At 71.6% G+C, this 14,179-nt stretch carries 12 protein-coding genes and 1 pseudogene; 9 read left to right on the forward strand and 4 right to left on the reverse strand.

The window, feature by feature from the left end; translation table 11 throughout:
- The first annotated feature begins 203 nt into the window (after positions 1 to 203).
- Positions 204 to 635, forward strand: coding sequence for a type II toxin-antitoxin system PemK/MazF family toxin (locus tag E2651_RS32385; protein WP_135334837.1), 432 nt, complete (start codon positions 204 to 206; stop codon positions 633 to 635).
- On the opposite strand, the gene E2651_RS32390 is transcribed toward E2651_RS32385, so the two are convergent.
- Positions 620 to 1,471, reverse strand: a complete 852-nt coding sequence (locus tag E2651_RS32390; protein ID WP_135334826.1) for a TIGR02452 family protein — start codon at positions 1,469 to 1,471, stop codon at positions 620 to 622. The two genes, E2651_RS32385 and E2651_RS32390, sit on opposite strands and share 16 nt — an antisense overlap.
- 268 nt (positions 1,472 to 1,739) lie before the next feature.
- Between E2651_RS32390 and egtA the strand changes: the two genes are divergently transcribed.
- Genes egtA through egtD form a run of 4 tightly spaced genes read left to right on the forward strand, consistent with a single transcriptional unit; the run spans position 1,740 to position 6,158 of the window.
- On the forward strand, positions 1,740 to 3,104 hold the full coding sequence (gene egtA / locus E2651_RS32395; protein WP_135334827.1) for an ergothioneine biosynthesis glutamate--cysteine ligase EgtA: 1,365 nt from the start codon (positions 1,740 to 1,742) through the stop codon (positions 3,102 to 3,104).
- On the forward strand, positions 3,101 to 4,444 hold the full coding sequence (gene egtB, locus E2651_RS32400; RefSeq protein WP_135334828.1) for an ergothioneine biosynthesis protein EgtB: 1,344 nt from the start codon (positions 3,101 to 3,103) through the stop codon (positions 4,442 to 4,444). The genes egtA and egtB overlap by 4 nt, the downstream gene beginning before the upstream one ends.
- On the forward strand, positions 4,444 to 5,199 hold the full coding sequence (gene egtC, locus E2651_RS32405; RefSeq protein WP_135334829.1) for an ergothioneine biosynthesis protein EgtC: 756 nt from the start codon (positions 4,444 to 4,446) through the stop codon (positions 5,197 to 5,199). The genes egtB and egtC overlap by 1 nt, the downstream gene beginning before the upstream one ends.
- The gene (gene egtD / locus E2651_RS32410; protein WP_135334830.1) at positions 5,196 to 6,158 is read left to right on the forward strand and encodes an L-histidine N(alpha)-methyltransferase; all 963 of its coding nucleotides are present in this window, start codon (positions 5,196 to 5,198) and stop codon (positions 6,156 to 6,158) included. Before egtC ends, egtD begins: the two co-directional genes overlap by 4 nt.
- Before the next feature lie 9 nt (positions 6,159 to 6,167).
- Here the strand turns inward: egtD and E2651_RS32415 are convergent, their stop codons facing one another.
- Both E2651_RS32415 and E2651_RS32420 read right to left on the reverse strand, forming a co-directional pair.
- On the reverse strand, positions 6,168 to 7,412 hold the full coding sequence (locus tag E2651_RS32415) for an extracellular solute-binding protein (protein WP_135334838.1): 1,245 nt from the start codon (positions 7,410 to 7,412) through the stop codon (positions 6,168 to 6,170).
- 129 nt (positions 7,413 to 7,541) lie between these two features.
- A pseudogene (locus E2651_RS32420) lies at positions 7,542 to 8,345 on the reverse strand (glycoside hydrolase family 16 protein); the annotation flags it as partial.
- 361 nt (positions 8,346 to 8,706) lie between these two features.
- Between E2651_RS32420 and E2651_RS32425 the strand changes: the two are divergent.
- Together E2651_RS32425 and E2651_RS32430 are read left to right on the forward strand one after the other, a co-directional pair.
- Positions 8,707 to 9,465, forward strand: coding sequence for a GntR family transcriptional regulator (locus E2651_RS32425; protein ID WP_245239371.1), 759 nt, complete (start codon positions 8,707 to 8,709; stop codon positions 9,463 to 9,465).
- Between the two features lie 49 nt (positions 9,466 to 9,514).
- Positions 9,515 to 9,736, forward strand: coding sequence for a dodecin (locus E2651_RS32430; protein ID WP_135334833.1), 222 nt, complete (start codon positions 9,515 to 9,517; stop codon positions 9,734 to 9,736).
- Between the two features lie 71 nt (positions 9,737 to 9,807).
- Here the strand turns inward: E2651_RS32430 and E2651_RS32435 are convergent, their stop codons facing one another.
- On the reverse strand, positions 9,808 to 10,296 hold the full coding sequence (locus E2651_RS32435; protein WP_135334834.1) for a hypothetical protein: 489 nt from the start codon (positions 10,294 to 10,296) through the stop codon (positions 9,808 to 9,810).
- Between the two features lie 330 nt (positions 10,297 to 10,626).
- Here E2651_RS32435 and E2651_RS32445 point away from each other — a divergent pair, with 330 nt between their 5' ends.
- A complete protein-coding gene (locus E2651_RS32445) occupies positions 10,627 to 11,640 on the forward strand; it encodes an LLM class flavin-dependent oxidoreductase (protein WP_135334835.1) in 1,014 nt (337 codons plus the stop codon).
- 42 nt (positions 11,641 to 11,682) lie between these two features.
- Positions 11,683 to 14,052: an excinuclease ABC subunit UvrA gene (locus E2651_RS32450; protein WP_135334836.1), complete on the forward strand. Its 2,370-nt coding sequence runs from the start codon at positions 11,683 to 11,685 to the stop codon at positions 14,050 to 14,052.
- Positions 14,053 to 14,179: the final 127 nt, after the last annotated feature.

Raw genomic sequence — 14,179 nt, forward strand, 5'->3', positions numbered from 1 at the left:
GGCGGAGGGGGCGACGGGGGGAGGCAGCGTCGCGGCAAGTGCCGTGCCGCACAGGGCCAGCAGGGCGATGACCCGTGCGCGAGGAAGGTGTCGAGGTGGCGCCATGGACCGAGCCTGCGGGTCATCGGGCGGACCCGCCCTGCGGGTTGGGCCAGACAGGCTCTACGGTGGCCCGCGTGACTGCCGACATTGATGACCCGCGGATGTCCGCGAACCCCGGCCGCGCAGGCCGCACCGCCACCACCGAGGCCGAGCCCGGCGAGGTGGGCCGGGTGCAGACGGCGTACGCCCCTGCCCATGACGGCGATCCCGACCCCGGCGAGATCGTCTGGACGTGGGTGCCGTACGAGGAGAACGACGGGCGGGGCAAGGACCGTCCCGTTCTCGTCGTCGCCCGCGAGGCGCGCGGCACGCTGCTCGCCGTGCAGCTGTCCAGCAAGCGGCACGACGGCGACAGGGAGTGGGTGCCGATCGGCAGCGGTCCGTGGGACCGCGAGGGCCGTGATTCCTGGGTCGACATCGACCGGGTGCTCCGGGTGCACGAGAAGGGCATGCGGCGCGAGGCGTGCGCCATCGACCGGATGCGGTTCAACCTGGTCGTGCGGCGGCTCCAGGAGCGCTACGGCTGGCGCTGAGCGGCGCCCTGGAATCCCTTGCCGAACGCCTCCTCGAAGGCGGCCCGCGTCACCGCGCCGCGCGTGCGGTCGAGCACCCCGAAGACGATGTGCTCGAAGGCCCCGTGGAACCGGCCGCCTTCATCGAGCTGCACGCGGAACGCGTCCGCCACGTCCACCGGGTCGTTCTGGAAGACCCCGCAGCCCCACGCGCCGAGCACAAGCCGCCGGTAGCCGCAGGCCACGGCGGTCTCCAGGACCCGCTCGGCGCGGCCGAGCAGGGCGTCGGGCAGCTGCCCGGCGCGCTCGGGTGTCTGCCGTCTGACGACTCCCGCGTTCGGTGCCGCCGAGGTCAGGAAGCCGACGGTGTACGCCTCGTCGAGCAGCCGTCCGCGGTCGTCGCGGAAGACCGGGACGGCCGGGGAGTGGATGACGCGGTCGCTGTAGAACGGGTCGCGGTGGGCCCGGTGGTGGTCGTAGAACTCCCGGGCCGACCGCACGCACGTGTACAGCGCGGAGGCGCGGCACAGCGCCTCTTCCTGGGCCTGGGCCCCGTTCAGATAGCCGCCGCCGGGATTGCGCGCGGAGGAGAAGTTCAGGACGGCCACCGGGGTGTTCTCCCTGGTGGTGAGCCTGCGCGCCGCCTCCAAGCTGCTCTCGGCCGTGACCTCGACTACCGTGGAGATCGGCTCGGGCGGCGTCACGCGCACCGCGGCGGGTCCGAACAACCGCGTGCCGGAGCGCGCGGCGTCCACCCAGTGCGCGATCGCCACATCGCGGCCACCGGCAGAGACATACCGGCCCGCCGCGACGATCTCCTCGGTCTGCTGCGCGATCCCGCGCAGGCGGGCACTCATGCTCGCTCCCCCGTCCGTACCCCGACTCGTACATGCCTGTCCCCCGACTCGTACATGAACGCATGGTGAGCGGTTCGCATCGTCCGCCGCAACAGAATTCCCTGGCGCCGACTCGACCCCAGGGGCACTCTTGTGCGAACGGCCGACAAGGTCTTGGGTGGGACGGAGCATTCCGGCTCAAGACCAACTCGGTCCACCCCATATCGAGTTGACCGGGGTGGTCCGCAACCGCCGGACCAGGCGGAACTGTGAACAGGAGGACCCCTGCATGCCAGAGGGCGACTGTACGACCTACCGCGCGAAGTACGGCACCGCGGTATCCGAGGCCGAGGCGGAGGCGCTGGTCAGCGGCATCTGCTTCAAGACCGGACCACCCCGCGCCACCGGTGTCGAACTGGAATGGCTGATCCACGAGCCGCACCGGCTCCGAGTCCCCATCTCCCCCGCCCGCCTCGAAGCGGCTTACGCCGCACTGCGGGCCCTGCCCCTGCACTCCCTGATCACCGTCGAACCGGGCGGCCAGCTAGAGCTCAGCTCGCTCCCCGCCGCCTCGCTCATGGAGTGCGTATCGGCCGTGTCGGCCGATCTGTCCGTCCTACGCGACCGACTGGAATCCCTGAATCTGACGCTCACCGGCATGGGCGCCGATCCGTGGCGCCCGCCGACCCGCATCCTGCACCGTCCGCGCTATGACGCGATGGAGTCGTATCTCGACCGCGCGGGCCCGGCGGGGCGGCGCATGATGTGCTCCACCGCGTCCGTGCAGATCTGTCTGGACGCGGGGCACGAGGAGCCGGGGCCGCTCGGCTACGGTCGGCGCTGGCGGCTCGCGCATCTGCTCGGCGCCGTCCTCGTCGCCGCGTTCGCCAACTCGCCGCTCCAGGACGGCCGTGCCACCGGCTGGCGCTCCACCCGGCAGGCGGTGTGGGCCGCCATCGACCCGGGCACGTCCGCCGCGCCGCCGCTGGACGCGGAACCGCGGGCGGCCTGGACGCGGCACGCCCTGGACGCGCCGGTGATGTGCGTCAAGGCGCAGGAGGACGACGCCGACGACGTGGACTGGGCCGCCCCGGAAGGGCTGACCTTCCGCGCCTGGGCGCGTTCCGGCTCCCCGCGCCCGCCCACGCGCGATGACCTCGACTACCACCTGACGACCCTCTTCCCGCCCGTACGCCCACGCGGCCACCTGGAGCTGCGGATGGTCGACGCGCAGCCGGGCGAGGACGGCTGGATCGTGCCGCTCGCCGTGACGAGCGCGCTGTTCGACGATCCGCAGGCGGCCGAGACGGCCTATCGCACGGTCAAGCCGCTGGCCGAGCGCGCCTGCCCGCCCGGGGCGCCCGCGGCGCCGCGCAGCCCGCTGTATCTGGACGCCGCCCGGCACGGCCTTGCCGATCCGGAGCTGCGCGAGGCCGCGGCGGCCTGTTTCGCGGCCGCCGTCGACGCGCTGCCCCGGATGGGCGCGAGCGACGAGGTGCGGGACGCGGTGGCCGCGTACGCCGAGCGTTATGTCGCGCGGGGCCGCTGCCCGGCCGACGACGTGCTCGACCGCCATCACGCGGAGGGCCGCGTCCGGGGCTACGAGCCCGATTCCGAGAACGAGAACGAGCACGAGAAGGGCAGTCTCCGATGACCGGAACCGTCAGCGACCCCGATTCCCTTCGGGAGCGCGCCCTGGCGGCGCTGCTCGCCGCCCGGGACCGCACCTCGCTCCTGACCACGTGTGTCGAGGACCCCGAACTGACCGCACAGCACTCGCCGTTGATGTCGCCCCTGGTCTGGGACCTCGCGCACATCGGCAACCAGGAGGAGCTGTGGCTGCTGCGGGCGGTGGCGGGCCGTGACGCCATGCGGCCGGAGATCGACGGTCTGTACGACGCGTTCGAGCATCCCCGCGCCGAGCGGCCGACCCTGCCGCTGCTCGCCCCCGCCGAGGCCCGCCGTTACGCGGCCGAGGTGCGCGGGCGCGCACTGGACGTCCTGGAGAGCACGCCGCTGAGCGGCTCGCCGCTGACCGACGCGGGCTTCGCGTTCGGCATGATCGCGCAGCATGAACAGCAGCACGACGAGACGATGCTGATCACCCATCAGCTGCGCTCGGGCCCGACGGCGCTCACCGCCCCCGATCCCGCCCCCGCGCCGCCGTTCACCGGACCGGCCGAAGTCCTGGTCCCCGGTGGCCCGTTCACGATGGGCACGTCCACCGAGCCGTGGGCGCTGGACAACGAACGCCCGGCGCACCACCGTCTGGTCCCGCCGTTCTTCATCGACACGACGCCGGTGACGAATGCGGAGTTCCAGCGCTTCATCGCCGCGGGCGGCTATGAGGAGGAGCGCTGGTGGGCCCCCGCGGGCTGGGACATGGTCCGGGGGAACAAGCTCTCGGCGCCGCTGTTCTGGCGCCGCGACGCGGGTCAGTGGCTGCGCCGCCACTTCGGGACGGTGGAGGCCGTGCCGCCCGACGAGCCGGTGCTTCACGTCAGTTGGTACGAGGCGGACGCCTACGCCCGCTGGGCGGGCCGGCGGCTGCCCAGCGAGGTGGAGTGGGAGAAGGCCGCCCGGCACGACCCGGCGTCAGGGCGGTCCACGCGCTACCCGTGGGGCGACGCGGACCCCACGCCCGAGCGCGCCAACCTGGGCCAGCGCCATCTGCGGCCGGCGCCCGCGGGCAGCTACCCGGCCGGTGAATCTCCGCTCGGCGTACGCCAGTTGATCGGCGACGTGTGGGAGTGGACGTCCAGCGACTTCCTGCCCTATCCGGGCTTCGCCGCCTTCCCCTACCGCGAGTACTCGGACGTGTTCTTCGGCGGCGACTACAAGGTGCTGCGCGGCGGGGCGTTCTCCGTGGATGAGGTGGCCTGCCGGGGCACGTTCCGCAACTGGGACCACCCGGTGCGCCGGCAGATCTTCTCCGGGTTCCGCACGGCGCGTGACGCGGGTCCGGCGGGGGCCGGCCCGGCGGAGGTCGTCTGATGTGCCGTCACCTCGCGTACCTCGGCCCCCAGGAGCCGCTGGGCAAGCTCCTGGTGGAGCCGGCGCACAGCCTGTTCCGCCAGTCCTGGGCGCCCCGGCAGCAGCGCTACGGCACGGTCAACGCCGATGGATTCGGGGTGGGTTGGTACGCCGAAGGCGATCCCGAGCCCGCCCGCTACCGCCGTGCCGGGCCGATCTGGGGCGACCGGTCCTTCGCGGACCTCGCCCGGGTCGTACGGTCCGGCGCCCTGCTCTCCGCGGTGCGGGACGCGACCGTGGCGGGCGCCGACGGGGAAGCGGCGGCGGCGCCGTTCGCCGCCGGAGCCTGGCTGTTCAGCCACAACGGCGCGGTGGCGGGCTGGCCCCGCTCACTCGCCCCGCTCACCACGGGCCTGCCGCCGGTCGAACTGCTCTCGATGGAGGCCCGCTGCGACTCCGCGCTGGTGTGGGCCCTGGTCCTGCACCGGCTGCGCGGCGGCGACGACGAGGGGCAGGCCCTCGCGGACACCGTCGTCGAGGTCGCCGAGGCGGCCCCCGGATCGCGCCTCAACCTCCTGCTCACCAACGGCGAGACGATCACCGCGACCGCCTGGGGGGACACCCTCTGGTATCTCACCGAACCGGGCCGCCGCACCGTCGTGGCCTCCGAGCCCTACGACGACGATCCCCACTGGCGTCAGGTCCCCGACCGCACGCTGCTCGCCGCCAGCCGCACCGATGTTCTGCTGACCCCGCTCAAGGAGCCCACCGCGTGAGCCCGTTCCTGCTGACCCGCACCCTGCCCGAGGACGCCACCGACGCCGCCCTGCGCGCCGACGTCCTGCACGGCCTCGGCCGTACGCCCAAGACGCTGCCGCCCAAGTGGTTCTACGACGCGCGCGGCAGCGCCCTGTTCGACGAGATCACCACACTCCCCGAGTACTACCCGACGCGCGCCGAGCGCGAGATCCTGCAGACGCGGGCCGGGGAGATCGCCGCCGTGACGGACGCGCGCACCCTCATCGAGCTGGGCTCGGGCTCCTCGGAGAAGACCCGCCACCTCATCGACGCGCTGCCCTCGCTCCACACGTACGTCCCCGTGGACGTCAGCGAGAGCGCGCTGACCGGCGCGGCGAACACGCTCCTCGCCTCGCGCCCGTCGCTGAACGTGCACGCCCTGATCGCCGACTTCACCCGCGGCCTCGCCCTGCCCGGCACGCCGGGCCCGCGTCTGGTGGCCTTCCTCGGCGGCACGATCGGCAATCTGCTCCCGGCGGAGCGCGCCGCGTTCCTCACCTCGGTACGCGCCCTGCTCTCCCCCGGTGACGCGCTGCTGCTCGGCACGGACCTGGTGAAGGAGGAGTCGGTTCTGGTCTCCGCGTACGACGACGGGGCGGGTGTCACGGCCGCGTTCAACAAGAACGTGCTGACCGTGATCAACCGCGAACTGGGCGCCGATTTCGACCCCGACGCGTTCTCGCACGTCGCCGTCTGGGACCGCGAGCACGAGTGGATCGAGATGCGGCTGCGGTCGAGGGCCGCGCAGACGGTGAAGATCCCGGCGCTCGACCTGGCGGTGGACTTCGAGCGGCACGAGGAGATGCGGACGGAGATCTCCGCGAAGTTCCGTGAGGAAGGGGTGCGGTCGGAACTGGCCTCCGCGGACCTGAAGCTGACGCATTGGTGGACGGATGAGAGGGCTCGCTTCGCGCTGTCGTTGAGTGTGGCGGGGTAAAGAGAGCCCTCACGGCCCGCTGACGTCCAGCGCCCTGGTGATCCGGCGGGAAGCCACCCCCGCCTCCGCCGCCGGATCACCCCCGCCCAGCACCTTCGACATGTACGCCTTGATGGGGTTCTCCGCCTCCACGGCGGCCCACTTCGGGGACGCCGGAGTCGCACGCCCCCGCGCCGCCCCCGCGGCCATCGCGGCAACCCCCGGCTCCCCCGCCACGGCAGAGGCCAGCGTCGTCTTGTTCGGCACGTAATTCATGGTCCGGGCAAGCTCCGTCTGCCACTTCTTCCCGGCGAGCGCTTCCATCACGGCGACCGCACCCTTGCGGTCGTCCGTCTTGCCGCGCACCACGAGATCGGACCCGCCGGTGAAGACAGCCCCCGGCTTGCCCGCCGTCTTCCCGGGGATGGGGAAGTACCCCAGCTTCCCCTTCAGCTCCGGATTCTTCTCCTCGATCGCCCGCGCCGTCCCCGGCACGGCGACGATCTGCGCGACGTCGCCCCGCGCGAACACCCCTGCCTGCGGCGGATGTTCCTCGTCCGCGTCGCGGGGACCCGAGCCCAGCGCCTGAAGCTGCCGGTAGAACTCCATCCCCCGCAGCGCCGCGGGCGAGTGCAGGCTGCCCCGCCACACCCCGTTCGTCTCCTTGGCCAGTTCACCGCCCTCGTCCCAGATGAAGCCGGACAGGGTGTACCAGTCCTGGCCCGCCAGATAGATGCCCTGATTCCCCCCGGAGTCGAGCCGTCGCGTGTCGGCGAGCCACTGCGCGCGCGTCCTGGGCGGCTGCTCGATCCCGGCCCGCGCGAACAGGTCCTTGTTGTAGATGACGACCCGGTTGGCGGCATACCAAGGGACGCCGTACTGACTGCCGTTGTACCGCCCCGGCTCGGCGAGACCCGGCAGCCAGTCCTTCATGCCGAGATCGCGCGCGGACTCCAGGGTGAGGTCGTAGAGCCCGCCTTCATCGACGTACTGAGCGACCTGCGTATTGCCGACCTCGATCACGTCCGGGCCGTCCTCGGCCTTGAGCGCGGCCTTGACCTTGTCGCCGATGCCGGTCCATTCCTGGATGCGTATCTCCAGGTCGATGTCCGCGTGCTCCTGCTCGAAGTCGGCGGTGAAGCGCTCGATGAACCGGGCCGACGCGCTGTCCTTCATGAGCCAGACGGTGATGGTGCGCTGCTCGTCCTCCCCGCCGGGCAGGACACCGCAACCGGGGAGCAGCGCGGTGGCGGCGAGGACGAGGGACAGGGACATGACGGTGCGGCGGAGCGGTTTCACGTCGGTCACTTTCTGCCTGCGGACAGGGGAAGGTCGGCCCGACGTGGGGGTGAGCTCGAGGCTCGAACGGGTATGGCTGAAGTTTGGTCTGTACCAATGAGTCGGTCAAGGGGTGAACGGCACGGTGTCCTCGAACGTCGTGCCCGTGCCGCGGTAGGCGCCGACCCGCTCCTTCACCTGGTCCGGGGTCAGGACCTGGTCCTTGACGTGCAGGACGTAGTCGACCTGCTGGTCGTAGGCACGGGGAGTGGTGCCCGGCTGTCCCGCGAGGTCGATGAGCCACTGGTTGAAGTTGATGGACATGGGCCGCTCCGGCAGGTACTTGGCGTCATGCGTGCCGAACAGCCGCCCGTCTACGTAGTACTTGATGGCGCTGTCGTCGATGGTGAACACCACGTCGTGCCAGCCCTCGTAGCTCTGCCGCACCTCGGTGTGCTGGTTGACCGCTTCCCACGGCTCGGGATTGAAGGTCTCCCAGGACGTGGTGTAGAGGATGTTCGCCGGCTCACCCCAGCCGCCGTTGGGCAGATACTCGAAGTCGTACTCGGAGTAGTCGTCGGCCATCGGGGCCTTGAGGTCGTTGATGGAGAAGAACGCCTGGACGAGGTGGTCCCCGTCGGGGCCCGACTTCGGCGCGTCGGCGTACTTCACGCGGGCCGCGTAGGTGCCGTTCCTGAACTTGACCGCCTTGGTGAGGATCTCGGTCTGCTTCGTCGAATCCCCGGTGCCCGCGGTCGAAGTCTCCAGGTTCATCACGGAGTTGCCGTCCGCGGTGGGGAAGGTGATGTTCTCGGGCGCCCAGGTGGCGCCGGGCACGCCGGGGCCACCCGCGTCGGAGCGGATGCTCCAGCCGTGCTCGGAGATCTTCGGGTCGGTGTGGCCGGAGTACGCGAAGTCGTCGAAGAGCGTCGCGTCGGCGGCCGCCGGGGAGCTGTCGTCCGGGGCGGCGGAGGCGGGCAGTGCGGCGAGCCCCGCGAAGCCGAGGCCTGCGGCCGCCGCGATCGCGACGGCCGTACGCGGCCGGAAGGTGACTCTGGAGCGGTGTCGGTTCATCTACCTGGTTCCTCTCGGAATGCCGTATCCCTCTCGGAATGCCATGGACCAATTGACCAATTGGTAAGCTGACCACTCACGAGGACTGAAGGTGGCATAGACCAATGGGGGCGTCAAGTCCCCTTGTGCTGGCGGGACTTGCGCTGCGCAGGACTCTCTGGAGGGGCGGACGGCATCAATGGACCACCATGACCACCAAGGAACCCCCGGCGGCCGCATGCTCAAGCGCGAGCGCGTGCGGGAGGTCCTGCTCGACCTGATCGAGACCCGCAGGCCCGGCGACGCGATCCCCTCCGAGCGCACCCTCTGCGCCGACCTCGGCGTATCGCGGCCCACCCTGCGCGCCGCCGTCGACGAACTGGTGACCTCGGGACTTCTCGTACGCGAACACGGTCGCGGCATGTTCGTGGCGCCCGCCAAGGTCACCCAGGAGCTGATCTCGGCGAGCCGCCCGCTCACCGCGCCGCGGGCTCCGGGCGGCTGGTCGAGCCGGGTGGTCGAGTTCAGCACGGTCCGGGCCGGGGCGCGGGCCGGCCGCAAGCTGCGCGTCTCGCCCGCCGCCGATGTGGTGTACGTGGCACGGCTGCGCCTCGTCGACGGCGAGCCCATCGCGCTCGAGCATCTGTACATCCCGGCCGCGCTTGCTCCGGGGCTCACCCCCGAGCAGATGGAGTCCGGTTTCTACGCCCATCTCCGCGAGGCACTGCGGATCCGCCCGGCCCACGCCGTGCAGTCCATCGAGCCGACGGTGGTGACGGAGGCCGAGGCGGAGCTGCTCGGCGTGCCCGAGCTCTCCCCCGCGCTGCTCTTCGACCGGATCACCACGGACACCGAGGGCCGCCCCGTCGAGTACGTGCGTTCCCTCTACCGCGGCGACCGCTACCGCGTCGTCTCCCGGCTCGCCCTGGGCGCGGCAGCCGAACATCCGGCGCCCACCGCCTCGCGCACCGCCGCGTGGTGGGGCACGGTGGAGTGACGTCACCCCACCGATGTGACGCCACCGCATGGAGGAGAGGAACACCCTCATGTCCAACCACACCTACCGGGTGACCGAGATCGTCGGCACCTCGCACGAGGGCGTCGACCAGGCGATCCGCAACGGCATCGCCCGCGCCTCGCAGACGCTGCGCTCCCTGGACTGGTTCGAGGTCACCCAGGTGCGCGGCCAGATCGAGAACGGGCAGATCGAGCACTATCAGGTGGGCCTGAAGGTCGGATTCCGCCTCGAGGACGGCGACAGCGCCTGAGGCCGCCCGCCGTCAGGTCACGTCACGTCACATCCGCCGTCACGTCACGTCACGTCACGTCCGCCGTCAGGTCACGTCCGCCCCTCCCGCTCCTGAGCGTCCTTGAGCGCGGCGGACGTGCTCGCCCAGCGTGCCCGTACGACCTTGAAGCCCGCCCGCTCGGCCTCGTCGCACACCAGCTCGTCGTCGTCCACGAGCACACGCACCTGACGCTTCGCGGCGATCTTCTGGAGGAGCTCCAGCTTCGTGCGGCGCGCGGGCCGCCGGTCGTCGTTGGGCCGCATCCAGATCCGCCCCTCGGGCAGCCCCTGCGCCGCGAGCCACGCCACGGTGTCCTTGCGGCACCGCTCCGGCCTGCCCGTGAGATAGCCGACCTCGCACTCCTGAGCGCTCTCCAGGGCCAGCGCCACGCCCTGCGCCAGCGGCGGATCCTCCGGTGCCGCGGCGAAGAAGGCGGTCCAGTCCCGCGGCTTCCCCTCAAGGAAGTGCTGCCGGTGCGCGGTGTCCGCGAGGGTGCCGTCCAGGTCGAATACGGCCAGTGGCCTACTGTCTTCCGTCACGCGCCCAGCGTAGGCAATGCCTGGATCCCCTCGGACCCGGCCCATGTCGGGCTGGCCTGGCTGCCGGCGCAGGAGGGCGTGACCGGGCCCGTCATCGGCCCGCGGACGGCGGCGCAGCTCGACGGCTCACCGCGCGCACCGCACATCACGCTCGACGACGGCATCCTGGCCTAGCTCGACCAGCTGTTCCCCCGCCCGCACCCAACGGGGCCAAGCCCGCACCCGGGGCATTCGCCTGGTGACCACGCTCCGACACACACCGGTCAATTTTCCACGGGGACCCACTCGGCCCGGCGGGAATCCTGGCGGCGCTCAGGCGTTGAACCTTCCGTGAGCTCAGTGATCGAAGCAACCCGGTTCTCCGTCCTCGACCGTTCCCGCACCCGCGAGGGGCACGACGGCTCCGAGGCGCTGCGCGACACCGTGCTGCTGGCCCAGGAGCTCGAAGGTCTCGGCTATCACCGTTTCTGGGTGTCCGAGCATCACGGTGTGCCGGGTGTGGCCGGTTCGGCGCCGACCGTGCTCGCGTCGGCCGTCGCTGCGGCGACGCGCACCATCCGGGTCGGCACCGGTGGCGTGATGCTGCCGAATCATCAACCCCTCATCGTCGCCGAGCAGTTCGGGGTGCTCGAAGCACTCTTCCCCGGGCGCATCGACATGGGGCTCGGCCGGTCGGTCGGCTTCACCGACGGGGTGCGCAAGGCGCTCGGCCGGGACAAGCACAACGCCGAGGACTTCGCGGCGCAGCTCACCGAGCTCCTCGGCTGGTTCCGCGGCACGTCGGACACCGGCGCGCATGCCCGCCCCGCCGAGGGCCTCACCGTCCCGCCGTTCGTCCTGGCCATCGGCGAAGGCGCCACCATCGCCGCGGAGGCCGGGCTTCCCATGGTCATCGGCGACATCCGGAGCCGGGAGAAGATGCTCCGCGGCATCGAGCACTACCGCGCGTCCTTCCGGCCCTCGGTGTGGTCGAGCGAGCCGTACGTCATCGTGTCGGGCACCATCGCCGTCGCCGGGACGCCCGAAGCGGCCCTCCGTCTGCTGATACCGGAAGCCTGGTCCATGGCGTACTCGCGCACGCACGGCACCTTCCCGCCACTGCCCCCGGCCGAGCGCGTCGAGTCCCCCGGGATGACGATGACGGAGAAGGAGCGTGGCTTCTACGAATCCGGGCTCGTCGGTCACATCCATGGCACGGAGGAGCAGGTGGCCGACGAGCTCGAGACGCTGATCAAGGAGAGCGGCGCGCAGGAAGTGCTGGTCACGACCAGTACGCACGACCGTGAGGGCCTCCTCGACTCCTACCGGCGGCTCGCCCGGGTCGCGGGTCTGGCCGCGGCCTAGAATCGTGGGGTTTGCCCCCGAGCCGCGTACGGAGTCCGCCCCATGCACAGCCCCCACGATCCGTTCGTACGTGTGCGTGGCGCCCGGGAGCACAACCTCCGCGACGTGGACGTCGCCATTCCGCGCGACGTCCTCGCGGTCTTCACCGGCGTCTCCGGCTCGGGGAAGTCCTCGCTCGCGTTCGGCACGATCTACGCGGAGGCCCAGCGCCGCTACTTCGAGTCCGTCGCCCCGTATGCCCGGCGGCTGATCCACCAGGTGGGCGCGCCGCGGGTCGGTGAGATCACGGGGCTTCCGCCCGCCGTCTCGCTCCAGCAGCGCCGCTCGGCGCCCACCTCCCGGTCCTCGGTGGGCACGGTCACGAACCTCTCGAACTCGCTGCGCATGCTCTTCTCCCGCGCCGGCGACTATCCGGAGGGCGCCGGGCGCCTCGACTCGGACGCCTTCTCGCCGAACACGGCCGCCGGGGCCTGCCCTCAGTGCCACGGCCTTGGCCGCGTACACCGCACGAGCGAGCGGCTCCTCGTCCCCGATCCGTCCCTGTCGATCCGGGACGGCGCGATCGCGGCCTGGCCCGGCGCCTGGCAGGGCAAGAACCTCCGGGACGTCCTCGACACCCTCGGCCACGACGTCGACATCCCCTGGCGCGAACTGCCGCAGCGGGACCGGGACTGGATCCTGTTCACCGACGAGCAGCCGGTGGTGACCGTGCACCCCGTGCGGGACGCCGGCCGCATCCAACGCCCTTACCAGGGCACGTACATGAGTGCCCGGCGCTATGTGATGAAGACCTTCGCGGACTCCAAGAGCCCGACGCTGCGCGCCAGGGCCGAGCGTTTCCTGGAGAGCGCCGACTGCCCGGCCTGCGGCGGCAGCAGGCTGCGCCCGGAGGCGATGGCGGTCACGTTCGCGGGCCGCACGATCGCCGACCTCGCCGCGCTGCCGCTGTCCGAGCTGGCCAAGACGCTTGAGAGCGCGACGGGTTCGGAGGCGGCCCGTGTCCTGGCCGCCGACCTGCTCGCACGGATCGCCACGATCACCGAGCTGGGGCTCGGCTATCTGAGCCCGGACCGCGCGACGCCCACCCTCTCCACGGGCGAGCTGCAGCGGCTGCGGCTCGCGACGCAGCTGCGCTCCGGGCTCTTCGGCGTCGTGTACGTCCTGGACGAGCCGTCGGCCGGACTGCACCCGGCGGACACGGAGTCGCTGCTCACCGTGCTCGACCGGCTCAAGGCCGCGGGCAACTCGGTCTTCGTCGTGGAGCACCACCTCGATGTCGTACGTCATGCCGACTGGCTCGTGGATGTGGGGCCGCACGCGGGTGAGCACGGCGGTCAGGTCCTGCACAGCGGACCGGTGGCGGACCTCGCGGGTGTCGCGGAGTCCGCTACGGCCCGCTTCCTCTTCGGGCGCGAACCGGGACCGGTACGGGAGGCGCGCGCGCCCCGTGGCTGGCTGAAGGTCGGGCCCGTCAGCCGCCACAACCTGCGTGAGGTGACGGCCGAGTTCCCGCTCGGCACCTTCACCGCCGTCACCGGTGTCTCCGGCTCGGGCAAGTCCACGCTCATCGGCGAGATCTCCGAGGAACTCGAGGGCGTGGGGCGCCTGGTGTCCGTCGACCAGAAGCCGATCGGCCGCACGCCCCGCTCCAACCTCGCCACCTACACCGGCCTCTTCGACGTCGTACGCAAGGTGTTCGCGGCCACGGACGCGGCGCGCGAGCGGGGCTACGGCGTGGGGCGCTTCTCGTTCAATGTCGCGGGCGGGCGGTGCGAGACCTGCCAGGGCGAGGGGTTCGTGAGCGTGGAACTGCTCTTCCTGCCCAGTACGTACGCGCCGTGCCCCGACTGCGCGGGCGCGCGCTACAACCCCGAGACGCTCCAAGTGGCCTACCAGGGGCGGAACATCGCGGAGGTGCTCGACCTCACCGTCGAGTCGGCCGCGGACTTCTTCGCGGACACCCCGGCGGTCGCCCGCAGCCTGCGGACCCTGCTCGACGTGGGGCTCGGCTATCTGCGCCTGGGCCAGCCCGCGACCGAGCTGTCCGGCGGCGAGGCCCAACGCATCAAGCTGGCGGGCGAGTTGCAGCGCATCCGGCGCGGTCACACGCTCTACCTCCTGGACGAGCCGACGACCGGACTCCACCCGGCGGACGTCGAGGTCCTGATGCGTCAGCTGCACGGCCTGGTCGACGCGGGCCACTCGGTGGTGGTCGTCGAGCACGACATGGCGGTGGTGGCGGGCGCGGACTGGGTGATCGACCTGGGACCCGGTGGTGGCGAGGAGGGCGGCAGGATCGTCGCGTCCGGGCCGCCTGCGGTGGTGGCGGGGGCGCCGGGCAGCCGCACGGCGCCGTATCTGGCGCGGGCGCAGACGACCGACGGCACAGGTTGGTCTGCACCAACTCCTTGACGGCTCCTCGGGGGGTGCCTTAAATCAAGTACTGAACAAAGCGTCGCGACGGATCGTCGGCCGCGTTCAGTTCTCAACGTCATGTTGTCATGCGCATGCTCCTTCACACCCCCACACCCCCACACCC

Origin of the sequence: Streptomyces sp. MZ04 (genome assembly GCF_004684775.1) — a bacterium.
GTDB lineage: Bacteria > Actinomycetota > Actinomycetes > Streptomycetales > Streptomycetaceae > Streptomyces.

Bases quoted from the DNA above. Each gene is read 5' to 3' on its own strand.
- E2651_RS32425 (WP_245239371.1), top strand. From the start codon at position 8,707: ATGCTCAAGCGCGAGCGCGTGCGGGAGGTCCTGCTCGACCTGATCGAG.
- E2651_RS32390 (WP_135334826.1), bottom strand. From the start codon at position 1,471: ATGAGTGCCCGCCTGCGCGGGATCGCGCAGCAGACCGAGGAGATCGTC.
- E2651_RS32415 (WP_135334838.1), bottom strand. From the start codon at position 7,412: ATGTCCCTGTCCCTCGTCCTCGCCGCCACCGCGCTGCTCCCCGGTTGC.
- egtC (WP_135334829.1), top strand. From the start codon at position 4,444: ATGTGCCGTCACCTCGCGTACCTCGGCCCCCAGGAGCCGCTGGGCAAG.
- E2651_RS32430 (WP_135334833.1), top strand. From the start codon at position 9,515: ATGTCCAACCACACCTACCGGGTGACCGAGATCGTCGGCACCTCGCAC.
- E2651_RS32385 (WP_135334837.1), top strand. From the start codon at position 204: ATGTCCGCGAACCCCGGCCGCGCAGGCCGCACCGCCACCACCGAGGCC.
- egtA (WP_135334827.1), top strand. From the start codon at position 1,740: ATGCCAGAGGGCGACTGTACGACCTACCGCGCGAAGTACGGCACCGCG.
- E2651_RS32450 (WP_135334836.1), top strand. From the start codon at position 11,683: ATGCACAGCCCCCACGATCCGTTCGTACGTGTGCGTGGCGCCCGGGAG.
- egtB (WP_135334828.1), top strand. From the start codon at position 3,101: ATGACCGGAACCGTCAGCGACCCCGATTCCCTTCGGGAGCGCGCCCTG.